Genomic DNA, 24,207 nt, shown 5'->3' on the forward strand with positions numbered 1-24,207 from the left:
TAGTCATTATATTTTTTAGCTGCGTGTTACTTTGTAATCACGCAAATGCAGTGCCTCCAAAAATCGAGGGCCGTTATATAGAGCTGCAAGATACATACACATCGCCTGTTTGGACAAAAGTAAATTTTCAACAGCAATATATAACGCCTCCTGCTGTATTTATGCTCTCAACAAACCAAGGTGGAAACCCTGCAATAATAAGAATACGTAATATAACCACAACTAGCTTTGAGGCCTTACCGCTTGAACCTTCAGGAGAAGATGGTGGACATATTAGTATGGGGGCGCACTATTTAGCTGTTGAGTATGGTGTGCATCAATTTCCAGACGGCACAATTATGGAAGTGGGCAGTACAGACTTATTACTCGAATTACAGTATGGCTCTAAGTCTGGCTTTGCTCCACTGACACCTAAAGGCTATAAGTCTTTAACATTTGCTGAACCGTTTACTCAAAGGCCAAACTTTTTCCATTCGTTACAAACACTCAATAGCATAGACAGCAATCCACCTTCTGAGGCATTAATTCCGTTTTTAACAGTTGCAGTAGAAAGTAATTCTCTATCTGCCAGCGGCGTTAATATTGCTTTAGAGGCATCTGAAACAGCACTTGGGATCATAAAAAACGAAACTGTTGCTTACATGGCAGTGGAGCCAGGAAGTAACCGCACATTTACTGACGATAATGGCGTTGAGGTATCGTGGGAAACTTTTTTCACAGGCTTTGAAATTGACGGTTGGAGCGATGGCTGTAATTACTTTAGTTTTACTAATAACTTTAGTGTGGCTCCTTTGGTGGTTGCAAGTAAAAATTCACGCCAAGAAGATGATGGCGGGTGGCTACGCAGCTGTAACCTAAGAACTGACAGGCTAGGGCTTGTTGTTGACGAAGACCGTGATGGCGATAACGAGCGCCGTCACGTAAACGAGGAAGCATCAATACTCGCCATGACCAGTACCTTTGTGTTTAACGGTGATATTTTAGATTGTGATACCTTGTTCCCTGGCGCTATTTCTACTTATAACAATGGTGAGGTGCAGTTAGTTCAGGGGGTAGAAATAACAGATGGCAATGCGCAGTTTGTCACCACCACAAGTTTAATTTCTACTGCGCTGACGAGCCCTCCTTTGTGTAATGGTCAGGCGTGTGTTGCTGGTGGTTATAACTCTTTAGAACCTAATCAAGCGGCGCAGGTGCCAACGGTTACAAATGATGGTAGCTCAACAGGGCCCGTACCTACTTCTTTAGCTGGCGACTATTATTACGATGAGTTGCAGTTAAGTATGCTGGAAACAGAGTACAGAGTAACAGCGCCTACACGTATATTTTTAAAAGACACAACCTCACTATTATCAACTTCATTTTTGAATATAGGTAAAACAAGTATAGTGGTCGAAACCGGCGCGTATTTAGCTATTTATGTTGATGGTGCGATTGCTATTGCAGCCGATGCCAATATTGCGGCCTATATTGTTGCCACTGGTGAGGTAAGAATCGCACAAAATGTAACGTATCAGGGGTCAATTACATCGGCTACTCAAATTATTACCGAAGGGAGCTCAACGTTTGACGCTCTACCAGTACCCGAAAGTATCCCTGGTTTTTGTGGCATTTATACACCAGAAACACTGGATCATTATCGTTTAACAATAAGCGATAACAATGCTCTAACGTGTGAAGCTAAAGAGATGACACTCACAGCCTGCGCAAATGACGCCTGCGATTTATTATTCGCAGAGCCGTCTAGTTTAAACCTTTCTCCAGATAATAGTGGTCAGCAAAGTTGGGTTACGGGGGAGAATATTAATTTTACAGGATCAGCGGTTGTCGAATTTGCTAAACGCACCACAGGCAGTGTTACATTTGGATACAACACTGCAGAACCTTCAGCACCTCTTCGTTGTTATATCGGTGGTAATAATGTTGGTTTGAGTGGCTGTAAAGTTACGTTTTCTGATGCCGGATTTATTTTTAATAATGATACAGATGGAAATACTACCATTCCAACTCAGCTATCAGCAAAACCCTCAAGTACAGGCTTTAATGCAAAAGCGTTATCTATCCAGGCGGTAAAAACTAATACCACTACGGGCGTATGTGAAGCGGCATTTCCTGCAGGTGGTGATGTAAGCTTAGATTTATCGTATACATGCAGTGCTGGTGCAAGTTGCTCTGATACGGTTTCACTTAGTAACAACAATAATACCTTTGCGGTCGAGCAAGCAGCTAAATCGTTCACGCTAAACTTTGATAGTGAGTCTAAAGCCCCGATTGTTATAAATTATCCCGACGCAGGAAAGTTGAGTTTAAATGTAAACACCAATTTAATTTTAGACCCAGTCACTAATTTATCAGTAAATTTAACGGGTAGTTCAAATGAGTATGTTGTAAAGCCATTCGGATTAGCGATGGAAATTGCAAGTGATGGTTATGCAGCAGACGCTGATGGAAGTTTATTTAGATTAACTGGCGAAGCATTTGATTTAAAGATGAATGCGGTGCAATGGCAAACAGGGCAAGACACTAACAACGATGGTTACCCAGATAACTACAGCAATATAATAAATAACACCATTGCCAAGCACTTTATTACAGAGCAACCACTTGTAGAGGCATTACTTAAAGCGCCTACGCTAGGCGTTCAAGGTACGCTTGAAGCGATGAGCACTGTTGCCTTTAGTGACACAGGCAGTTTGAGTGAATCTATATCGCAGTATAATTACGACCAAGTTGGCATCATTGATTTAACAGCAGGTCTGCAAGATGCCGATTACTTTGGCGCGGGAGATGTAAAAGGTGAATTATATAATATTGGTCGTTTTGCACCTTCGCAGTTTCAGGTAGTGGGGGTTCAAGCTGCCGCACAATGCACGCAATACGGCAGTAATTTAACTTACCTTGATCAACCTTTTGAACTTGGCTTTACAGTTCAAGCGCTAAATCAAAATGGTGAGCTAATGGCTAATTATAAAGAGGGCTTTGATAAGTCCAGTGTAGAGGTTAATGCCGAAAATAATGAAGTAGCTAACTATGTACCCGCAACTAATTTTGCTAGCCGATTAGTAAACCTAGGAAATAATAACTGGGGAGATATAAGTGACGGCCAGTGGCAAATGAGCCAACTTAACACGACACTCGAAAGATTAGGTGTAGGGCAAGCAGATGGACCGTTTGCTATGGTGAGTTTAATGGTAACGCTTTCTAACATAGAAGGAGCAACGCTCATTGATGCAAATGATAAACCTAATACACAAACAGCATGCTCGGGTGGCTGTAATAGCGTAAGACTAAATACATTACCAATAGAGTTTAAATTTGGACGCTTAGTCCTTGGTAATAACGCAGGCTCCGATCTCGACCCTTTACTTATTCCTATGCAGGCTCAGTATTACAATGGCAGTGGATTTGTAAATAACGCAGAAGATAACTGTAGTGTATTTGATCATACCCAAATCACTCAAATATCACCTAACAGCCCGCAGTTAGCCTATGAATATGGAACGGGTGTATCTGGCCAGTTAGAGGCGGGAGTGTATCCGGCAAACAATGGTATTTATGCACAGCCAAATGGTTTGGGTGAATTTACCTTAGAATATAATACTTATGATTGGTTAAAGTGGGATTGGCTGGGGGATGAAACACAGCTTGATCCTCGTACTATTTTACAATTTGGACGCTTTCGAGGAAATGATCGGGTTATTTACTGGCGTGAAACACGCGAATAGTTGTAAACTAAGATAATAATTGAACAAAGCTTGTGTTTTGTGCTGCAAGTACATAGCATAAGGCTTTAATTATAAAAAATAATAACGACCAAATAATTGCCGCTTTTTGGGACTGGAATATATGCGAATTACTCCTTTATCTCTGTTAATTTCAGCTAGTTTGTTAGCTAGTAGTGCATTTGCACAAGACACAGCTACAGTAACTGGAATTGAGTCAGAGATTAGTGTTAAACAGACAGAATACGATAACTCGACAAGAATACTTGAAAAACATCTTAAAGAAGAAAGTCAGTTACAAAATCAACTAGAGCTACTTCGTTCTCGTTCTACAGAGCTAGATAAAGAAAAAAACCAAGCGCTCGATGCGATGAACGAAATGTACCGTCGTTTAATTGACGATCCCACTATTAATATTAGTGCGGCTCAATCACGCTATCAAAAAGCGGTGATTGATCATAAGCAAAACAAAGATGATATTTCTATGCAGTTGGCGGCAATTGCATCCCACCGTAAAGATATAGAGCAAATTCGTGTTGCTAAGCATACGCTTTTAAATACTTTAGAAAGTTTAAAAGAGCAGTTAACTACAGCCAGAGTAGAGCGTTTACGTAACGAGTTTACACGTGAAGGCACGCTTGAAGTTAACCATACGATTAACTGTAAGCGAACAGAAACGCTAGCGGCGTGTGAGCAACGCGGTCAGCAAATGGGGCTACAAAAAGCAACTAAACGCTTTGTAGATCAAATATTTGCAAACTTAACAGAAGAGCGCATTGTTGAGCCAAAACGTAATTTGGCGGGCGCTCAAGTACAAATATTAAGTAGCCATGTAGTTAACAGTGCATTTAGCGGCCAAGGTAACTACAACGTTAACTTAAGCGTAACCATGCGCGGCGAAGTAAACAGTAGCCGTTTATGTAGCTTATTAAGCATTGATAACCGTTATTGTTCTGAGTACGGCACGCCACTTACTGCTGCTTATCAACCCGCGTATAACAATACATTTACTGATAGTCAGTTAACATTCAGTAATAGCGCGGATAATAGTAACACGGTGTCGGTTTCTCGTTTAGAAAAGCAGCCAGTACGTGATTATTCAGTTAAACCTGCATCGGCGAAAAAAGATTACCCTTCTATCCTTAATAAGAAGAAGGATCAATCAATAGAGCTGACATTACGATCAAACGTATACGACGATGAAGTGTTTATCGATGGTGTAAGCTTTGGCTCAACACGCTTGATCACACGTTTACCGCCGGGTATTCACAACATTGAAATACGTAAACTTGGCTATAAGCCTTATCAAGTTCGTGTTGATTTGAATAAAGCACAAACAATTAATGCAAATTTGGTAAAAAAGCCTAAGTCGATTGCTGCATCGACCTATACTCGAGAGCAACCAGAAGTAACAACACGCCAGGTTAGTGAAAACGTTAATGTATTAAATGCAAACGTTGAAACGCCGGTTGTCGTTATTCCTGCAGGCAAATTTAAAATGGGCGATATCAATGGCAATGGTTTAGCTAATGAACGTCCAGTAATTGAAAAAGTAATAGCAAATTCTTTCGCTATGCAAAGTAAAGAAGTAACCGTAGGTGCCTACGAAAAATTTGTAGCAAATACAGGTTATAAAACTCAAGCGGAAAAAAATAAAGGGTGTGCGTATTATTTAAATGGCGAACCAGTATGGGAAGCAAATTTAAATTGGCGTAATCCTGGTTTTGAGCAAGGCAGTGACTTTCCTGCTGTATGTTTAACTTATAACGATGCAAAAGCTTACGCTGAGTGGTTATCGGGTCAAACAGGACAGCAATTTCGTTTACCTAACGAAGTTGAGTGGGAATACGCAGCACGTGCAGGAACCGAAACAGAATACCCTTGGGGTAACGAAATTGGTAAAAACCTAGCTAACTGTGGTTGGTGTGGTAGTGAATGGTCAAATAGACGTGCATCACCAGTAGGTTCTTTTTCTCCAAATGCATTTGGATTATACGATACCGTAGGCAATGTATGGGAATGGACCGATAAAGAATCAGGTGAGTCTGATGTAGCAGTAAGAGGCGGAGCGTGGAATTTTGCACCAAGCCTTGCTCGTGCATCTACGCGTTTAATTTTAGCGCCTGATTTTAGATCTAACTACATTGGTTTTCGCTTAGTTCGCGAACGATAAACTCAATTAAGGAAGCTTTGCTTCCTTTTTTCACAAATTCACAAAGGCGCTGCGCTTTATATTGCTCATATAGTTGAGCATGTTAAAGTGAGGCAGCTAATATAAGAACGTATTTCAAAGGTCATCCAGCCTCATGTTTAAAAAACTCCGTGGTATTTTTTCTAACGATCTATCGATCGACTTGGGTACAGCCAATACCCTAATTTATGTAAAAGAAGAAGGTATTGTATTAAACGAACCTTCTGTTGTTGCTATTCGCCAAGAACGCGCTGGTGGACCTAAAAGTGTTGCATCTGTAGGTACAGAAGCAAAACAAATGCTAGGTCGTACACCAGGAAATATTAAAGCAATCCGTCCAATGAAAGACGGTGTGATTGCTGATTTTTATGTAACTGAAAAAATGTTACAACACTTCATTAAGCAAGTGCATAACAATAACTTTATGCGCCCAAGCCCGCGTGTACTAATTTGTGTACCGTGTGGTGCTACTCAAGTAGAAAAACGTGCAATACGTGAATCTGCAATGGGTGCCGGTGCTCGTGAAGTTTACTTAATTGAAGAACCAATGGCAGCAGCTATTGGCGCAGGTTTACCAGTATCAGAAGCAACAGGTTCTATGGTTGTTGATATTGGTGGTGGTACAACTGAAGTGGCTATTATTTCACTTAACGGTGTTGTTTACTCATCATCTGTTCGTATTGGTGGCGATAAGTTTGACGAAGCTATTATTAATTATGTACGTCGTAACTTTGGTAGCTTAATTGGTGAAGCGACAGCTGAAAATATTAAGCATCAAATTGGCTCTGCGTTCAAAACTGATGAGCCAATCGAAATTGAAGTGCGCGGTCGTAACCTTGCCGAAGGTGTTCCGCGTTCATTCACGCTTAACTCACACGAAATCCTAGAAGCTCTACAAGAGCCGTTAATGGGTATTGTGAGTGCAGTAATGGTTGCACTTGAGCAATCACCACCAGAGCTGGCATCAGATATATCTGCGCACGGCATGGTACTTACTGGCGGTGGTGCATTGTTAAAAGATTTAGACCGTTTATTAATGGAAGAAACGGGTATTCCGGTTGTTGTAGCTGATGATCCACTTACGTGTGTTGCGCGTGGTGGTGGTAAAGCATTAGAAATGATCGATGTTCATGGTGGTGACGTTTTTAGTTACGACTAATGAAATTAATGTTTGGACGCACAGTTTCTTTGCAACTGCGACTTTTTGTCGCAGTGCTTTTGAGTATCGTACTCATAGTTGGAGACAGATATACGCAAGGTGGTACCGTTGTTCGTACCAGCCTTAATACTCTAGTTAGCCCACTAATCTATGTTGCTAATTTACCCTACGAATTATTTAGCTTAAGTGCTAAAAGCCTGCATACGCGGGATCAACTTCTTACTGAAAACGAAGCGCTGAAAAAAAAGCAAATGCTACAAAGCGAGCAACTTCAGCAGTATCAATTTCTAGCCAGAGAAAATCAAAAACTGCGCGCCTTATTAGGCTCATCTGCAAAGCAATCAAATCGTAAAATTATTGCTCAGGTACTTTCTGTACATTCAAACCCGTATAGTCATCAGGTTGTTATTAACCGTGGTACTACTGACGGGCTTAGTGAAGGCCAAGCTGTAATTGATGAAATGGGTGTAGTAGGGCAGCTTACAAAGGTTGGTTCAACAACTTCACGCGTGCTACTAATGACCGACACCACACATGCCACACCTGTACGTATACTTCGTAACGATGTACGAACGGTTGTTGAAGGCATAGGTAAAATTAACGTCGTTAAGCTCTCTCACGTTCCACACAGTTTAGATGTGCGAATTGGCGATGTACTTGTTACATCGGGTTTAGGGGGCACATTCCCTGAAGGATACCCGGTGGCAGTAGTAACCGAAATAAATCGTGATGAAGGGCGACCGTTTGCACAAGTTTTTGCAGAACCTATTGCGCAACTAGATCGCATTCGTTTGCTGGTTATTTTATGGCGTAATCAACAGGAGCAAATCAGCGATGATTAACCGTTATTCATTGTTAATTGCGCTAAGCATCTTTTTTGCGTTAATAATGGCACTAATGCCACTTCCATTTTCGTTTGAACCATTTAGACCTGACTGGGTTTTACTTGTACTTATGTATTGGTCGCTAGCAGTACCGCATCGCTTAAATATTGGTACTGCTTGGGTTGTTGGTTTATTAATAGATTTAGCGTCTGGCTCACCGCTGGGCGTGAACTCGCTTACATTCTCGGTATGTATTTTTGTAACCGCGAGCAACTTTCAAAAAATTCGTAACTTTTCGCTTTGGCAACAAAGCCTACTAATTGGTTTATTTTTAACGCTGTATCACTTAATGCAGTTTTGGCTAAATCACTTTTTGTTAGGGGTTTATTTTAATCCACAGTACTTATGGCCAGTAGCAACCGGAATGGTTAGCTGGTTTTGGGTCTTTTTACTACTTCGTAAATATCGCAGACATTTTAGGATCAGGTAATGACTACCGCAGTATATTTGGCATCAGCCTCTCCCCGTCGTAAAGAGTTATTAAGCCAATTAGGTGTCGAATTTACACAATTTAGTGTTGATGCAGATGAAAGCCCACTTCCAAAGGAGCAACCTAGAGCACTTGTTGAGCGTTTAGCGCGCTTGAAAGCCCAAAGCGGTGTAGAGCTTGGATATACCGATCGCCCTGTACTTGGTAGTGATACCGTGGTTGTTATAGACAACGAGTCATTGGGTAAACCTCGCGATAAAAACGATTTTACACACACGTTAAAACGCCTATCGGGTAACACGCATCAAGTTCTTACCGCAGTTGCATTTGCAACGCAAAATGATGTGCTTAGCTGTGTTGTAAGCACAGATGTTACTTTTAAAACCTTAACAGATGAAGAAATTAATGCTTATTGGGAGTCAGGTGAGCCACAAGATAAAGCCGGTGGCTATGGTATCCAAGGTTTAGGCGGCCGCTTTGTAACTCACATTGCGGGTAGCTATTTTTCTGTTGTAGGCTTACCTTTATATGAAACCGAACAATTATTAAAAACATTCTTAAGAAGGTAACATGAGTACAGAATTACTGATCAATGTCACACCGAGCGAAAGCCGTGTTGCCCTAATAGAAAACGGTGTACTGCAAGAAATACAGCTAGAGCGAATCGGTAATCTAGGTATTGTAGGCAATATTTACTTAGGAAAAATAAGCCGTGTACTTCCGGGTATGCAGGCTGCTTTTGTTGATATCGGCCTTGAAAAAGCGGCGTTTTTGCATGCATCCGATATTGTAAATAGTGCCTCCATTGTTGAAGGTGTAGACGACGTACCAATAAAAAAAGTACAAGATATTAGAGAGTTAGTTCGTCAAGGCCAGTATATTATGGTGCAAGTGGTAAAAGATCCGCTAGGCACTAAAGGCGCAAGACTTACCACTGATATTACCATTCCTTCTCGTTATTTAGTGTTTATGCCAGATGCGACCCACGTAGGGGTTAGTCAGCGTATTGAAACTGAAGAAGAGCGCTCACGCCTTAAAAAAATAGTCGCAGAATATGGCGATGAAAATGGCAGTTTTATTGTTCGCACAGCAGCCGAGGGCGCTAGCGAAGCAGAATTACGACACGATGCCGGTTTTTTAAGAAAACTATGGGAAAAAATTACAGCTCGTCGCAAAAAAACCAGTAAAGCCAGTATTCTACATGAAGACTTAACGCTTGCCTTTAGAACCCTACGTGACTACGTAGGCGAAGATATGGAGCGCATTCGCGTTGACTCTAAACTTACTCATGAAGAGCTAAAGTTATTTACTGAAGAGTTTGTTCCACAACTGTCTCAAGTACTCGAATACTACCCAGGCGAGCGACCTATATTTGATTTGTTTGACGTTGAAAACGAAATTCAAAAAGCACTACATCGTAAAGTTACGCTAAAATCCGGTGGTTATATAATTATTGACCAAACAGAAGCAATGACGACTGTTGATGTTAATACTGGCGCATTTGTAGGACATCGTAATTTAGAAGAAACCATTTTTAATACCAACGTAGAAGCAACCTCTGCAATTGCTCGCCAGCTTAGGCTGCGTAACTTAGGCGGTATTATCATTATCGACTTTATCGATATGGTAAGTGAGGATCATAAAAGGCGGGTGCTTCATTCACTTGAATCAGCCCTTGCAAAAGATCGCACTAAAACGAATATTAATGGGCTTTCAGCGCTTGGCCTTGTTGAAATGACGCGTAAACGTACACGCGAAAGCTTAGAGCATATTTTATGTGATGTATGCCCAGCATGTTCCGGTCGTGGTTCACAAAAAACAGTTGAAACGGTTTGCTACGAAATACTACGTGAAATAGTGCGTGTTAACCGAGCATACGCAGCGGACAAGTTTATGGTGTATGCAGCGCCTGCTGTAAGTGAGGCCCTACTAAACGATGAGTATCATAACCTTGCTGAGCTTGAACTATTTATTGGTAAGCAAGTCAATATTCAAACAGAGAGCTTATACAGCCAAGAACAGTTTGATGTGGTAATGATGTAATGAAAGCAAAAGCGGTCTGTTTTTTTTGTTTTAGAAAGTTATGGCAGACCTGCGCCATAATTTTGGTATTACTGGCCGTTATTGTTTCAATTTTAAAATATACCCTCCCGTATGCAAACGAATACAAAGGTGACATAGAAAGCTATTTACACGAAAAGTTTGAAATAAGCTTATCTATCGGTGAAATATCAGCTAGTTGGCAGGGCAGTGGTCCTGCATTAGTGCTAGAAAATTTATCGTTTAAAGATAACGAAACCGCACCAATATCACTCACCATTGCTAAAACCAGCTTAGAGCTAAACCTATGGGAAAGCTTAAAAGCACTGCAACTTAGATCTAATTATTTTGTTATTAATGGTTTTCATACCAGTGTAAATATCACCAACTTATTTAAAACCGGTGACAACGACGAAGTTTCTTTTGAGCAAAAAGAGCTAATTGAAGAACTGTTTTTGGGTAAAACGGGTCATTTTGCAATAGAAAATTCCAGTATTAACTTTATTTTAGAAGATGGTAAAGAACGTAAATTACTACTTCAAAACATTGTTTGGCAAAATGAAGATGAGCAGCACCTTGGTAGTGGAAGCCTGGCACTGCCGGGTATTTCGGTCGGAGACTTTGACGCGCGCATAGCACTTACCGGGGATACTCTAGAGCAGGTTGCGGGTGACATCTATGTGCAGGCCAATAAGGTCGATGTATCTAACTGGTTAGCGCAATATATAAATACGCAAAAACAACAACTACATAGCGATATTAATTTACAAGCATGGCTAAAACTAGATAAAGGTTTTGTAAGCGATGTGAAAATGCAGTGGTTACCAAGCTTTGTACGCTGGCAGCGAGAAGAGCAAAGCCACCAAGTTAGTTTGAGTGAAGGTGGATTCCATCTATATCCAGAACAAAATAGCTGGCACTTAAAAAGTACCGGTTTAACATTTAATAGTAACGATAAAGCATGGCCAAGTTTAGAGTTTGAAGCCCAACTAGGGCTGCAAAATAAAGTGTGGCTGCATCAAGTTGATTTTGAATTACTGAGTAACCTAGCCGGGCTAAGTAATTTTAATGCACTTGAACCATTTTTAGAACGCCAACCTAGTGGGCAAATAGATCAAGCTTATTTAAGTTTTTCTAATGCACAGCAATGGCAATTATGGTTTGAGGCTAACAATATTGGCTGGCAAGAATTAAGATCGGTACCAGCAGCGCAAGGACTTAGAGTAAATGGTTTACTTACCCAAAGTAGTGGTCGAATAAATTTATTTGGTGAAAATGGCACATTAGTCACAGGCGAAAGCTTTAGTAACGACATAAATTATAATCAGCTAAATGTAGAGCTAGATTTAGCTAAGCGAGATGATGGCTGGCATATAAGTAGTGACAATATCTGGTTTGATAATGATGAAGTTACTCTTGCTGCAGAATTACAAATTAGCCTAACAGATGATCCTCGATTAGATCTTTACGCAGAAGCGTTCGCTCCAGATGCCAATATTGCAGATCATTACTTCCCATTAAAAGCGATGAGCCCTGAACTTGTTAGCTATTTAAATGATGCAATTAAAGGCGGAGAAGTATCTAAAGCACAGGTCTTATTTGCAGGGCCTTTGTCTGGTTTCCCATTTACTGATGGTAGTGGTCAGTTTGATGTATTAGCACAAATAGACAATGCAACCTATGAGTTTGACCCTGATTGGCCTGCGGTCACTAATGCTAATGTACAGCTACATTTTGCTAATGAGCGGATGGACATATATAGCCAGCAAGGCAAGTTGGTTAATTTAGATATTGGTAATAGTGTACAGGTGAGCATTGCAGATTTAATGAATGCTGATGAACTTATTGTGCAAATTGATAAAAAAGCAGAGATGGAAAAGTTACATGACTTTTTTGCAGCGACACCTATTGCCAAACCTCTTGCTGAAATTTTTAAAGTTGTACAGGGCAAAGGCGAAGCCGATGCCAGTATTGAGCTTTTAGTAGGCTCTAAGTTTAAAGGCGGAGCCAGTGTTAGCGGCAAAGTTAATTTAAATGACTTGCCAGTATTTATAGCAACGCCAGGCATTGAGCTTAAAAACTTAACTGGCGAGCTTAATTTTAAAAACGACAACATCACACTTAAAAATGCGACTGCGAAGTGGTTGGGTATGCCACTAAATATTAATTACAGCAGTAAAAGTGATGCTAAAAACTACCAAGCAAACATAGATATAAACGCCAAAATTGACGCCGATACACTAATCGATAGTGGGCAAGGTATATTAAAAAATTATTTAGGCGGGCAAAGCGATGTTGATATTGGTTTAGTACTTAATTTTACCGAACAAGGCTTTAATTATCGTGCACAGGTAAACTCAGAACTACTTGGCTTAACGAGTAACTTACCCGCACCTTATAATAAAAATAGCGAACAAATGTGGGCGCTTGATGCAGTAGTTCAAGGTGATGATATTTCTAATCTCATTACAGCAAACGCTAATCAACAGTTTTACTTTAATGCTATTTTAGAAAATGGAAAATCACAGTTTAGTAATGCCCATTTTGTGCTCGGAAAACAAGATTTAGGATTAAACCAAAAAGACTTAAGCGTAAATATAAATCTTGAGCAGAGTGAATTAGTGCCTTGGTTTGATCTGATTGATCAAATAATTAAAGCAGGTAAAGCAAATCCAGATAAAGAATCAAAAGGGATTATGCCACCGCTTAATGAGGTGGTCGCAAATATAGGTATGCTTGATGCGAGTAACATCATCTTTAATGATTTTGAAATGCGTTTAGCACCATCAAAAGACGATTTATACCTAAAGCTAAATGCTAAAGAACTTAGAGCTGGGGTTTTTATTCCTACATCACAGCCTAGCCAGCCTATACGAATTAATGCCGATTACTTAAGGCTTAATTTTGCACAGCCTAGCGAGCAATTAATTGAAATAACAGATGTACTTCCTGAGGAAGACTTGAGCTGGCTTACTAAAATACCTGCCATTGAGTTTGAATGTAGTGACTGCAAAATTGATCGCTATCAGCTTGATAAAGTGAGTGCGTCATTATTAGGTGATGGCGAGCGCTTATCGATATCAGAACTTGTAATCGATAAAGGAGATCATGTATTGCGCACTAAAGGGCTATGGCAAAATGGCTTAACAACGCTAAGTGGTGAGCTTAAAAGTGATGATATAGGCGCGTTGTTTGGCGAGTTTGATATTACCTCTGCAATTAAGGATTCTAAAGCTGATCTAAATTATGATCTTACTTGGCAAGCTGCACCTTATGACTTTGATGTGAAAACTTTAAGTGGTGAAGTTACTTGGGATTTAGGGGAAGGTCACTTAACTGAAATCAGTGATGGTGGTGCACGCGTATTTTCGCTGTTGAGCCTTGATTCACTCGTACGTAAACTGAAACTTGATTTTAGAGATGTATTTTCAAAGGGCTTTTTTTATAACAGCATGCAAGGCTCTATGCAGTTAGAAAACGGTATCGCTTACACTAAAGATACTAAAATGGATGGTGTGCCTGCCGATTTAACAATTAAAGGCTACGCAAATTTAAATACGCTAGATATAGATTACGACCTTGCTGTAGCGCCACAAGTAACCTCAAGCATTCCGGTTATAGTGGCATGGATGGTTAATCCAGTAACAGGGCTTGCTGCTTTAGCACTTGATAAAGTTATTCATTCTGCGCGCGTCATCTCAGAGATCAATTTTAAAGTAACGGGTAAAATGAACGATCCTATTGTTCAAGAACTCGACAGAAAAAGTCGTGAAGTTACACTACCTCAAGCTGCGCAAAATCAGCCACAAGCATCAGTCGATTTAAAACTTAAAGATGCACAAGTAACAGTAACGCAATGAACAAAACAGCAAGCATAAGCACACCCACAATAGTTGCCCTACAAATGTGTTCAGGGCTAAACCCTGATGACAACATAGCAAGCTTAAAGCGCGCACTTAAAACTCTGCCAGCAACAAGACCATTACTTGTTTGCTTGCCAGAAGCTTTTTTAGTGTTTAGTAAAAGTGGTAACGATACGTTACGTGTTGCTAAGCAAGTTGATCAATACAAATTACAACTTAGTGAATTGTGCCAACACCATAATATTTGGTTAAATGCAGGCACAATGCCTGAGCCATTTAACGAACATAAGTATTACGCAGCATCGCACTTATATAATAATCAAGGCGAGCTGGTTGCAACGTATAACAAAATACATTTATTTGATGTAACCGTTGATGATAAAACAGGTAGCTATCGAGAGTCAGATTTTACCCAAGCAGGTCGCGATGTAGTGGTTGTTGATTCTCCCTTTGGTAAAATTGGCTTAACAGTATGTTATGATCTGCGCTTTAGTGGCTTATTTAACGAACTAGTACGCCAAGGCGCCGATATTATTTTAGTACCCAGTGCATTTACAGTCCCTACAGGGCAAGCGCATTGGCAACCGCTATTAGCAGCTCGCGCAATAGAAACACAATGTTATGTAGTTGCAGCTGCTCAGTACGGTACACATGAAAATGGCCGACAAACATATGGCCACAGTATTATTATTTCACCTTGGGGCAATACCCTGAGTGAATTGCCAACAGGCACCGGTTTTATAAGCTGCAACGCAGATTTAGACCAGTTACAAAAAATTAGACGAGATATGCCCGTGCAGTCTCATCAACGATTTAGAGAGCATTTATTATGAATTCGGTTGAACAGCATTTACTACAAGACAGCCAGCTAAATAGAGAAGAGCTCGAAAAAACGCTCGCTTACATACATCAGCATAAAGTGGATTACGCCGATTTATATTTTCAATCAAGCCACCACGAATCATGGGTGCTTGAAGACGGCTTAGTTAAAGAAGGCTCTTATAACGTTGAACGTGGCGTTGGTGTACGTGCTGTAAGCGGCGAAAAAACAGGTTTTTCTTACTCTGATGCAATAAATCTTGAAGCACTTAATAAAGCGGCTACAGCGGCTCGTAGCATCGCAGATGCTGGCGAAGATAGAGCGATTAAAGTATTTAGTGATGTTAAAGCTAAAGAGCAGTTTGCAGCACATCAGCCAATTTCGAGTATGAGCGATACCGACAAGGTGAGTTTATTACGCGAACTTGAAAACTATATTCGTGAACTAGCACCCGATGCAGAGCAAGTAATTAGTTCAATGTCGGCGGTATACGAAGAAGTATTAATCGCAGCAAGTGATGGTACGTTTGCCACCGATATTCGCCCGCTTATTCGTTTAAACTGCTCAGTGCTGCTTGAAAAAAATGGTCGCCGTGAACGCGGTGGCGCAGGTGGTGGTGCACGTTTAGATTATGGTTACTTTAAAGAGCTTGTTGATGGTAAACCACGTTGGATGGAATTTGCTGAAGAAGCTGTACGCCAAGCTAAAGTAAACCTTGAAGCTATTGATGCACCTGCAGGCACGATGGAAGTTGTACTTGGTAATGGTTGGCCTGGCGTGCTTTTACACGAAGCAGTAGGGCATGGACTTGAAGGCGACTTTAACCGCAAAGGCGCGTCTGCGTTTAGTGGTAAAGTGGGCCAAAAAGTAGCATCTGAGCTGTGTACGGTTGTTGATGATGGCACCATGGCTGATCGCCGTGGGTCACTTAATGTTGATGATGAAGGCACACCAGCCGCTTACAACGTACTTATCGAAAACGGTATTTTAAAAGGCTATATGCAAGATAAGCTAAACGCGCGTTTAATGGGTGTAAATCCTACCGGTAACGCACGTCGTGAGTCGTATGCACATTTACCAATGCCTCGCATGACTAACACCTACATGTTAGGTGGTGAGCACAGCCAAGCCGATATTATAAGCTCAGTTAAAAAAGGGGTATTCGCGCCTAACTTTGGCGGCGGACAAGTTGATATAACCTCAGGTAAGTTTGTATTTAGCGCATCAGAAGCGTATTTAATCGAAAATGGTAAAATTACCCAACCAATTAAAGGCGCAACGCTTATTGGTAATGGACCAGAAGTAATGCAGCAAATATCTATGGTTGGTAACGACTTAGCACTTGATAAAGGTGTTGGTGTTTGTGGTAAAGATGGTCAAAGCGTACCGGTAGGCGTAGGCCAACCAAGCCTTAAAATTGATCAGTTAACGGTCGGTGGTACAGCTTAAATATTACTCAAGCGCGAAGTGAATTCGCACCTACGTGCTTGATGTTTATTGTAGGTGAGGTTTTACACCTCGCTTTTTAAATACAGACTTAGAAATAGAGCGCGAAATAAATTCGCACCTACGATTTGTATTTTTACTTTGTGTAGGCGAGGTTTATGCCTCTCCTTCACCTTCTTTATTTTTTTCAGCCTCTTTGTACCATAACGCAAAAAAGCACTCTGTTAATTTGTGCTCTATCTCAAGCGCTTTTTCTGTCGGGCAAAACAAGGTAAAGCTTGCTTTAAATTCACCTAAATCGGTTGTACCAAAGTGAATTACTGGTTCTGGGCCAGATATTTTTGCATCAAGTTTACGCTCAATCATCGAATTATAACGGCTTGCTACTTCTTGAAACTCTTCGCAGTACAGCTTAGCTTGCTCAGTGAGTGTGTCGTGAATAGGGTAAGGGTTAAAGCTCTCTCTTCGGACAATAATAAAATGATGTGTAACAAAGCGTTTTACAAAGTTTAAGTTTTTAATAGAGCTGGTAATCAGCTTATTATTAGGTATGTATATGGTTTTTCTAGAAAATTGATAAGTATGTATATCAATTTCATGCATGGTTGTTTTTATCCAATCCGTTTCAGCTACTTCACCAAAGTAATCACCTACTTGTATCCAATCACCCACTCTAAACGGGCGAGTTGTTACGAGGTAAAAAAAGCCTATTACACACTGAATAAACTCACGCGTTGCAAGTACAATCGCCACGGCAAAAGCAGCAATAGAAAGTGCAAAGTTTTGAATTTCAGTAGACCACACAAATAGCAGCGATATCATCATTACAAAATTAATAAAGTGCTTAATATTGTGTGCGATGTAACGGATGTCTTTTTCTTTTTTTTCTGCGCGACTTTTAGCTAGCTTATCAACAAGCACTTTTAGTACAAATGCAATTGTGATCATTACAATTGAAAGAAGAAACGGATGCAGCAATATATCTTTAGTCATGGTATCCAATTAAACGTGAGTTGATAAAAACAGGCTCAGTATATTGATTTATTAAACCAATTAGCAAATTTAGTGTAAAAAAGTAACCAATAAAAAATGTAGCTACGTTATTGAGTTACTTGCTCAGTGCAATGCTTGTGATTTTTAGCCATTCTTTTTCGGCATATGAGTACAAGCTCAATGGCTGAAATAAAAATCAAAGTATAGCCAAGCGTTTCTATACCTTCCTCAACAATGTTTTTTACCGCACGTACATAGTCATCACCCATTACTGAATGCCAAAATGCGCCTTTGCCCATCATTCGCGAAAATGCGAGTAAAGTAACCATGCCTGATAAGCAAATTCCATAACTAGGAGTGAGGCTATAGGCTTTTAAAGCGTTAAAAATACTTCCTCTGTTTGTTATTAAATAAACAAACACGCCAGCTAAAATTGAATAGACGATACTTTGCCAAGCGCCATCAAAAAAGTATAAGTCGAGGTAGGTATCAAACTCTCTTACAAACATCATTGCCGATAATGCAGCTAGTAATACAGCCGGTATTTTGAGTTGAAAGTTAATTCGCGAAGCGTAAAAAAATAAAATACAGCTTAAAAAAGTTAAAACATCTTGCATATGTTCGGTAAGAGTTTCTTCACTGTAAAGTGCATCCTGTTTTAATTCAAACCCTTCAAGTTGAATTAAATGAGCAACACCCGCTAGGCATAATAAATAAATAAAAGATCGCAGTAAAAACATAAATAACCAAGAGAAACTATAAATGCGCGGGATTCTAATCGTTAAAATGCTTTAAAGCCAAAACAAAATTTAAACTTTTAATCTTTTTATCGGTCTAAAATTTTTGCTGTTAAAATAATGGCTTAGTTGTTTTTTAATGTTGAATAGATGTTTGTAATGTGACGTTTTAAGTGGTTTATTGTGCAAAATATAACAAGCATTAAAAAGCCCTTACTAATTACTTAACAAGGGCTTTTTATAATTGAGCGCTTAGAGTTTAGCGCCTAGCGCATAGTATCCGACTACTCTGTACATCCAAATCTGGAAACACTCTGGAAACCTACATATTATCTAGTTTAGGAGGCTTTTCCAGAAAAAGTGAAAAATCGCAAAGAAATTTGGACTTTTTTGAGTTCTGGAAAGTAGTTTTCCAGATTTTGTACTTTCCATTTTTAAGAGTTACACCGTTGGATTATATTATTAAGATAATTTAAAAACTTTTTACTAGCACGAAAAGGTTTCATCGTATTAAAAAGACTAATTCAAAATCTAATTTTCTATGCTAATCTTTGAAAGACTTCAATAAAATAGGAATGGAAAGCCTTTGAAAAAAATTGATTTACACATACATACTGTCAGTACACCGAGCGATAAGAAATTTACTTTTAGTATGGAGCGGATGAAATGGTATGTAGAAGAGGCTAAATTAGACGCCATCGCAATTACTAATCATAATATGTTTGATTTAGAGCAGTTCCGTATAATCCAACAACAGCTTGCAGTTAAAGTCTTTCCAGGAATTGAGGTAGATATAGAGGGAACTCACCTTTTAGTAATAGCTGAAGATAATGAGTTAAATGACTTTAAAAGTCGCTGCGACATGATTACAGAACTCATACCTGATAAATATACTTCGATTACATTTGAAGAATTCCATGAAGTTTTTACAAGCCTTTCAAATTACCTGTTGATCCCTCATTACAAAAAGTCCCCAGAAATAAAAGAGGAGACGCTCAATAAGCTGAGAGAGCATGTAATGACTGGTGAGGTTACAAGCCCTAGGAAGTTTATTTACAGTATTAAAGATGCAGATGCACTCGTGCCTGTATGTTTTAGTGACTTACGTGTAGAAGATAAATTAAATGTTGTTCCTCCAAGGCATACATATATTGATGTTGGGGAAATTACACTCAAAGCTTTAAAGCTTGCACTATCAGATAAGTATAAAGTACATCTTTCAAAAGAAGAAGGGCATCAATTCTTTGAGGCGTTGAATAATGGCTTGAAATTATCTACAGGTTTAAACGTTGTTCTAGGCGAACGTTCGACTGGTAAGTCACATACACTCAATTTAATTGCGGAGCAGAATACAACTGAAGATGTAAAAGTTAAGTATGTTAGGCAGTTTTCTCTGTTACAGAGAGATGAAGATGATGAAAGGGATTTTTCTAGGAGTCTTTCGACGAGTCAATCCAGGATTACCGAGAACTATTTAAAGGAATTTAAAGAGTCAGTTGATTTGATGAGAGATGTTGATATTAGTCGTTCAGATAGAGAGCTTAATGACTTTGTTGATTCTTTACTGAGTCATGCTGCTGAATCGCATAAACTTGATGCTTTTGCTAAGGCTCATTTATTCACTGAATCAGGCTTTACTATTGATGATTTAGATTCATTGAAGACTCTCATCAATGCGGCTATGGTTTTAGCTGATAACTCTGGGTATAGAGAGATTATCAATAGATATGTTTCGGATGATAATCTAAAAAATTTGGTTGTTGATTTAATAAAAGAACATAACAAAAATAAAGACCTGGAACTCAAGAAATCATTTGTTAATGATCTTGTAGACAATATTAAAAGTGAGTTGAAAATGCATACAGCCGCAGCTCCAATTAGTGATGTCAATCTATATAAGCATGCTCTAGACCTTAAGAGGGTCGAGAAATTTAATACTCTGTGTCGGAATATAAAACAAGACACTGAGTTCCTTCGTAAGGATATCCAAGGATTTTCTAAGGTAGCAAAAAGAAGCAAATTTACAAATGCTCGTGATGTTGGTGGTGTATTAAGTCGAAGGATTTCTTTCGTTAGCTCCTTCTCTAAGTACGAAGAGACTGGCTTTAGTTACTTGAAGGAATTACGAAAAATAGAAGAACTCGCCGAGACTGAGTACCACAAATTGTTTGTTAAAATTAACTACGATATTTTGAATTCTTCTGGGTACCAGGTATCAGGCGGGGAGAGATCTGAATATCGATTATTACAAGAAATAAGTGATGCTAGTCAATTTGATTTACTATTGATTGATGAGCCAGAATCTTCTTTTGACAACATATTTTTATATAAAAAAGTAAATCGTCTTATAAAGGAAATGTCTGGCTTCATGCCCGTAATTCTGGTGACACACAACAGTACCGTTGGTGCATCAATAAAGCCTGATTATCTTGTGTATACAAGCAAGAGGGTAAATGATGGAAAAGTTGAGTATGATTTATATACAGGTTACCCAACGGATAAGGTACTAGTTGGCCTTGATGGCATGGAAACTGATAATCATAAAGTACTGCTTGATTGTTTAGAAGCAGGTCGTGAACCTTATGCAGTTAGGAGAAAAGAATATGAAGTGCTTGAAGATCGTTAATGGCAAAGGAGAGTTTTCTTTGGATGGGGATTCTTGGAAAGTGTTGGATGATATATCTAAGGAGGACATACTGGTTATAGTTAACAAGTGTTTAGAAGATTGTTTTGAGATGGATGATCCTTCTGAAGCCGAAGTTCACAATAAAGCACATGAAATTATCTATAAAAACCTATATGTAAAATTCGATGAACTCAATAACCAAAGAAGCAGATTTAAAGATGAGAGTGAAAATATATTCAAAGATGCTTTAGCTAAATACAGTTAATATAAGTTGAACATCAGAGTTGAGTAATAGGACTTACTCAACTCTGAGCTAGTACTTCTAAGTGTCACTAGTGGGCGATGGTAACGCCTTTGATATCTAAATTAAATACCCGCAACCTCTTTAATAAAACGGCTTACTACTATTTGAAGCTCTTTTTGTGCTCCCCATTGACTGTCATAAGCTTCAAACACATTAATTTGATCGTGATCAAATGAACTCTCTATGTTTTTTTCTGCTTGTTGATATTTTTCAATAGCAGTAATTAATTCAGCGTTAAGTAGAGGCTTGTAAACATTTAACGAGTCGGAAATTGTCATTTGGAACTTTTGGTTTATTTCAGCTGCACCCTCAGTGCAAGTATCATCAGGAATATTGTTCATAATATTAAATTCTTGGTCAGACAATTTAGATGAAACTTCTATAGCGTCGGCTAACGATTTAGATAGCTGAATTAGACTTTCTTTGTTTATTTCCCAAACTCGATCTTTTCTTTGTTTCCTGACTGAATCGAAGTGTATCGCGGTAGCCGTAATAGTTCCCGCTGCGATTATTAGGTTAAGAGTAAACGCATGATCAAAATTAAATTTAAGGTCAAAAACTAGATACCAGACAGTTAAACAAAAACCTGTTAGAAGACCGAGAATATATTTAACCATTTACACCTTATTAAGCGACAATTACGGTGGCCGGTCTAGCGACAATTATCTTGGCCGGTTGATCTGATAAGGTTCGGTACAGCAGAACGGAGGAGTTCACTGTGCCGGGAACACGAATCACTGATCAGCAGGTCACTATTTATATGAAACATAGAAAGCGTAATAGCCAAGTTATCGCGGCTGCGAAAGCAGGTATTTCTGAACGTTCAGCAAGGCGCATTGATAAACTGGATGAGCAGCCATTGTCTAATAAACGCCAATGGCGAACACGTATAGATCCACTTGAATCTATCTGGGACAGTATTGTTGTCCCTCTACTTCAAGGTGATGCTACGTTAACTCCAGTGGGAATTTTTGATCATCTTTGCGAGTTTCACACCGACAAATTTAACCCGAGCTCACGGCGTACATTAGAGCGTCGAATTCATAAATGGCGGGCACTGTATGGCTCAAGCAAAGAGGTCGTATTCCTGCAAACACACGAGTATGGCCTATTAGGTATATGTGATTTCACACATGTGAAGTCACCCGTTACCATTGCTAGTGAACCCCTTAAGCATATGTTGTTTCATTATCGTATGCCCGCCAGNGCGGTGAAAGCTTTGCTGCTTTTTCTGATGGTGTGCAAAACGCATTTAAAGCAGCCGGCGGTGTGCCTAAAGAAGTGCGTACAGACAGTCTCAGTGCCGCCTATCGTAATCATACTAATGATAATGATTTTACAGAGCGCTTTAATGAGCTAGTTATCCATTATGGCTTTAAAGCGACCCGTAATAACCGCGGTATTGCGCATGAAAATGGGGCTATTGAGAGCCCTCATGGGCATCTTAAATCGCAACTGGAGCAAGCATTAAAAATCCGTGGTAGTTATGACTTTCAGACAAGAGAAGTCTATGAATCGTTTGTTGCAGACATTGTTGCTCGCCGTAATCGCCGTGTAAGTGATAAGTACGCAGTAGAGCAGCGACAATTACACGCTTTACCACGGACGATGAGCGTCAATTACACCGAGCATTATCTAACGGTGTCACGTACGAGTACTATTTCATTGAAACGTGTTACCTATAGCGTCCCGTCACGCCTTATTGGTAGCCGATTACTTGTTCGTTTATATGACAACCGCTTAGAGCTGCGCTATGGCAGCGATTTAGTTCAAACGTTAGCGCGTGTCTATGCTTCTAAAGGGTGCCGTGCACGCAATATTAGTTACTTGCATGTTATTGACGCATTGGTTAAAAAACCATTGGCATTTCGCTACTCACAACTACGTGACGACTTACTCCCAAGCGACAATTACAAAGCTATTTGGGAATACGTTAATACTCATCTTTTAGCGGATGAAGCGAGCTATTACATGGTAAAACTGCTCCATTTAGCAAAACAAAGTGGGTGTGAACGTCAATTAGGACGATTTGTAGCAGTGTCAATTACTCAGCGACAATTACCGGCCATCCGAGAATGTGAAGCGCAATTTTTAGTGATTGCATCAAACATACCCACAATAAAAATAAAGCAACACAGCTTGAGCGCTTATAGCAGCATGATACCGGGAGGTCTACATGGATAACTTCACGGCCTCGTTACCTTTAATGCTGAAACAATTAAAGCTTAGCACCATGCTTCAACAGTGGAATACCCTGGGAAAAAAAGCGATGGAAGAACAATGGAGCCCGCAGCAATACTTGTCTGAGCTGTGCCATGTTGAACTTGCGACACGCGATGACAAACGCCTTCAGCGGCTTTTAAAAGATGCAAAATTGCCAATGGGTAAACACCTTAGCAGCTTCGACTTTACCCTTGTTGATGGGGTTAGTAAGCCCCTTGTTGCTGATTTAATAAATCAGCCGGATTGGTTGAAGCACGGTGGCAATATATTGTTATTTGGCGCCAGTGGTCTTGGTAAAACGCATATCGCCAGTAGCATCGGTTATGGCCTTATCGAGCAGGGCCATAAAGTTAAGTTCGTTGCCGCGTCAGCGATTGTTCAACAACTCCAGCAAGCAAAGCGACATTTACGCTTGCAAGACGAACTTGTAAAGCTCGATAAATACAGCTTATTAATCGTTGATGACGTTGGTTACGTTCGAAAAACTGAACAGGAAACGAGCGTGCTGTTTGAATTGATAGCCCATCGCTATGAGCGACACAGCATGATCATCACATCAAACAAATCATTTGAGCAATGGGATGAACTATTTGAAGATTCAACGATGACAGTCGCGGCAATCGATCGTTTGGTTCATCATGCCACGATTATTCATTGTGAAGGTGACAGCTACCGACGCAAAACAGCGCTCAATAAGAGTAAATAAAATTCGGTATCAACCGGCCAAGATAATTGACGCGGAACCGGCCAAGTTAATTGACGCTAGATA

At 39.8% G+C, this 24,207-nt stretch carries 16 protein-coding genes and 1 pseudogene; 14 read left to right on the top strand and 3 right to left on the bottom strand.

Features of this window, described 5'->3' with window-relative positions; translation table 11 throughout:
* The first annotated feature begins 50 nt into the window (after positions 1-50).
* The 10 genes from L652_RS0106735 (at position 51) to tldD (ending at position 16,558) form a co-directional block, all read left to right on the top strand.
* Positions 51-3,725 carry an H-type lectin domain-containing protein gene (locus L652_RS0106735; protein WP_253951849.1) on the top strand — a complete coding sequence of 1,225 codons (3,675 nt, stop codon included), beginning with the start codon at positions 51-53 and terminating at the stop codon, positions 3,723-3,725.
* Between the two features lie 121 nt (positions 3,726-3,846).
* Positions 3,847-5,895: a formylglycine-generating enzyme family protein gene (locus L652_RS0106740; RefSeq protein WP_024594528.1), complete on the top strand. Its 2,049-nt coding sequence runs from the start codon at positions 3,847-3,849 to the stop codon at positions 5,893-5,895.
* Positions 5,896-6,028: 133 nt separating this feature from the next.
* Positions 6,029-7,072 (top strand): rod shape-determining protein, encoded by a 1,044-nt coding sequence (locus L652_RS0106745; RefSeq protein ID WP_002958401.1) that lies wholly within the window; start codon positions 6,029-6,031, stop codon positions 7,070-7,072.
* On the top strand, positions 7,072-7,914 hold the full coding sequence (gene mreC / locus L652_RS0106750; protein WP_173400216.1) for a rod shape-determining protein MreC: 843 nt from the start codon (positions 7,072-7,074) through the stop codon (positions 7,912-7,914). The genes L652_RS0106745 and mreC overlap by 1 nt, the downstream gene beginning before the upstream one ends.
* Entirely contained in the window at positions 7,907-8,386 is a 480-nt protein-coding gene (gene mreD, locus L652_RS0106755) for a rod shape-determining protein MreD (protein WP_002958403.1), read from the top strand. The genes mreC and mreD overlap by 8 nt, the downstream gene beginning before the upstream one ends.
* On the top strand, positions 8,386-8,955 hold the full coding sequence (locus tag L652_RS0106760; protein ID WP_024594527.1) for a Maf family protein: 570 nt from the start codon (positions 8,386-8,388) through the stop codon (positions 8,953-8,955). The genes mreD and L652_RS0106760 overlap by 1 nt, the downstream gene beginning before the upstream one ends.
* Position 8,956: 1 nt before the next feature.
* Positions 8,957-10,429 (top strand): ribonuclease G, encoded by a 1,473-nt coding sequence (gene rng, locus L652_RS0106765; RefSeq protein ID WP_007586345.1) that lies wholly within the window; start codon positions 8,957-8,959, stop codon positions 10,427-10,429.
* Entirely contained in the window at positions 10,429-14,286 is a 3,858-nt protein-coding gene (locus L652_RS0106770) for a YhdP family protein (RefSeq protein ID WP_024597407.1), read from the top strand. Before rng ends, L652_RS0106770 begins: the two co-directional genes overlap by 1 nt.
* On the top strand, positions 14,283-15,122 hold the full coding sequence (locus tag L652_RS0106775) for a carbon-nitrogen hydrolase family protein (protein WP_024597408.1): 840 nt from the start codon (positions 14,283-14,285) through the stop codon (positions 15,120-15,122). Before L652_RS0106770 ends, L652_RS0106775 begins: the two co-directional genes overlap by 4 nt.
* Positions 15,119-16,558: a metalloprotease TldD gene (gene tldD / locus L652_RS0106780; RefSeq protein ID WP_024597409.1), complete on the top strand. Its 1,440-nt coding sequence runs from the start codon at positions 15,119-15,121 to the stop codon at positions 16,556-16,558. The genes L652_RS0106775 and tldD overlap by 4 nt, the downstream gene beginning before the upstream one ends.
* A gap of 153 nt (positions 16,559-16,711) precedes the next feature.
* On the opposite strand, the gene L652_RS0106785 is transcribed toward tldD, so the two are convergent.
* Together L652_RS0106785 and L652_RS0106790 are read right to left on the bottom strand one after the other, a co-directional pair.
* Positions 16,712-17,548, bottom strand: a complete 837-nt coding sequence (locus tag L652_RS0106785) for a mechanosensitive ion channel family protein (RefSeq protein WP_024597410.1) — start codon at positions 17,546-17,548, stop codon at positions 16,712-16,714.
* A gap of 107 nt (positions 17,549-17,655) precedes the next feature.
* Positions 17,656-18,288: a hypothetical protein gene (locus tag L652_RS0106790; protein ID WP_024597411.1), complete on the bottom strand. Its 633-nt coding sequence runs from the start codon at positions 18,286-18,288 to the stop codon at positions 17,656-17,658.
* 583 nt (positions 18,289-18,871) lie between these two features.
* On the opposite strand from L652_RS0106790, the gene L652_RS0106795 reads away from it, so the two are divergent.
* Both L652_RS0106795 and L652_RS0106800 read left to right on the top strand, forming a co-directional pair.
* Positions 18,872-20,911: a PHP domain-containing protein gene (locus tag L652_RS0106795; protein WP_024596479.1), complete on the top strand. Its 2,040-nt coding sequence runs from the start codon at positions 18,872-18,874 to the stop codon at positions 20,909-20,911.
* Positions 20,889-21,176: a hypothetical protein gene (locus L652_RS0106800; RefSeq protein ID WP_024596480.1), complete on the top strand. Its 288-nt coding sequence runs from the start codon at positions 20,889-20,891 to the stop codon at positions 21,174-21,176. Before L652_RS0106795 ends, L652_RS0106800 begins: the two co-directional genes overlap by 23 nt.
* A gap of 101 nt (positions 21,177-21,277) precedes the next feature.
* Here L652_RS0106800 and L652_RS0106805 read toward each other — a convergent pair whose 3' ends face one another.
* Positions 21,278-21,832 carry a hypothetical protein gene (locus L652_RS0106805; RefSeq protein WP_024596481.1) on the bottom strand — a complete coding sequence of 185 codons (555 nt, stop codon included), beginning with the start codon at positions 21,830-21,832 and terminating at the stop codon, positions 21,278-21,280.
* A gap of 101 nt (positions 21,833-21,933) precedes the next feature.
* On the opposite strand from L652_RS0106805, the pseudogene L652_RS01000000123385 reads away from it, so the two are divergent.
* Both L652_RS01000000123385 and istB read left to right on the top strand, forming a co-directional pair.
* Positions 21,934-23,399 (top strand): annotated as a pseudogene (locus L652_RS01000000123385) (IS21 family transposase).
* Positions 23,392-24,144, top strand: coding sequence for an IS21-like element helper ATPase IstB (gene istB / locus L652_RS0106815; RefSeq protein WP_008108712.1), 753 nt, complete (start codon positions 23,392-23,394; stop codon positions 24,142-24,144). The pseudogene L652_RS01000000123385 and the gene istB overlap by 8 nt, the downstream one beginning before the upstream one ends.
* Positions 24,145-24,207 lie beyond the last annotated feature (63 nt).

The sequence above is a fragment of the Pseudoalteromonas sp. TB25 genome, from assembly GCF_000497995.1.
Lineage (GTDB): Bacteria > Pseudomonadota > Gammaproteobacteria > Enterobacterales > Alteromonadaceae > Pseudoalteromonas > Pseudoalteromonas distincta.

Coding starts and splice junctions, on each gene's coding strand:
- L652_RS0106740 (WP_024594528.1), top strand. CDS start 3,847: ATGCGAATTACTCCTTTATCTCTGTTAATTTCAGCTAGTTTGTTAGCT.
- L652_RS0106770 (WP_024597407.1), top strand. CDS start 10,429: ATGAAAGCAAAAGCGGTCTGTTTTTTTTGTTTTAGAAAGTTATGGCAG.
- L652_RS0106745 (WP_002958401.1), top strand. CDS start 6,029: ATGTTTAAAAAACTCCGTGGTATTTTTTCTAACGATCTATCGATCGAC.
- L652_RS0106800 (WP_024596480.1), top strand. CDS start 20,889: ATGAAGTGCTTGAAGATCGTTAATGGCAAAGGAGAGTTTTCTTTGGAT.
- rng (WP_007586345.1), top strand. CDS start 8,957: ATGAGTACAGAATTACTGATCAATGTCACACCGAGCGAAAGCCGTGTT.
- L652_RS0106785 (WP_024597410.1), bottom strand. CDS start 17,548: ATGACTAAAGATATATTGCTGCATCCGTTTCTTCTTTCAATTGTAATG.
- mreD (WP_002958403.1), top strand. CDS start 7,907: ATGATTAACCGTTATTCATTGTTAATTGCGCTAAGCATCTTTTTTGCG.
- mreC (WP_173400216.1), top strand. CDS start 7,072: ATGAAATTAATGTTTGGACGCACAGTTTCTTTGCAACTGCGACTTTTT.
- L652_RS0106760 (WP_024594527.1), top strand. CDS start 8,386: ATGACTACCGCAGTATATTTGGCATCAGCCTCTCCCCGTCGTAAAGAG.
- tldD (WP_024597409.1), top strand. CDS start 15,119: ATGAATTCGGTTGAACAGCATTTACTACAAGACAGCCAGCTAAATAGA.
- L652_RS0106805 (WP_024596481.1), bottom strand. CDS start 21,832: ATGGTTAAATATATTCTCGGTCTTCTAACAGGTTTTTGTTTAACTGTC.
- L652_RS0106775 (WP_024597408.1), top strand. CDS start 14,283: ATGAACAAAACAGCAAGCATAAGCACACCCACAATAGTTGCCCTACAA.
- L652_RS0106790 (WP_024597411.1), bottom strand. CDS start 18,288: ATGTTTTTACTGCGATCTTTTATTTATTTATTATGCCTAGCGGGTGTT.
- istB (WP_008108712.1), top strand. CDS start 23,392: ATGGATAACTTCACGGCCTCGTTACCTTTAATGCTGAAACAATTAAAG.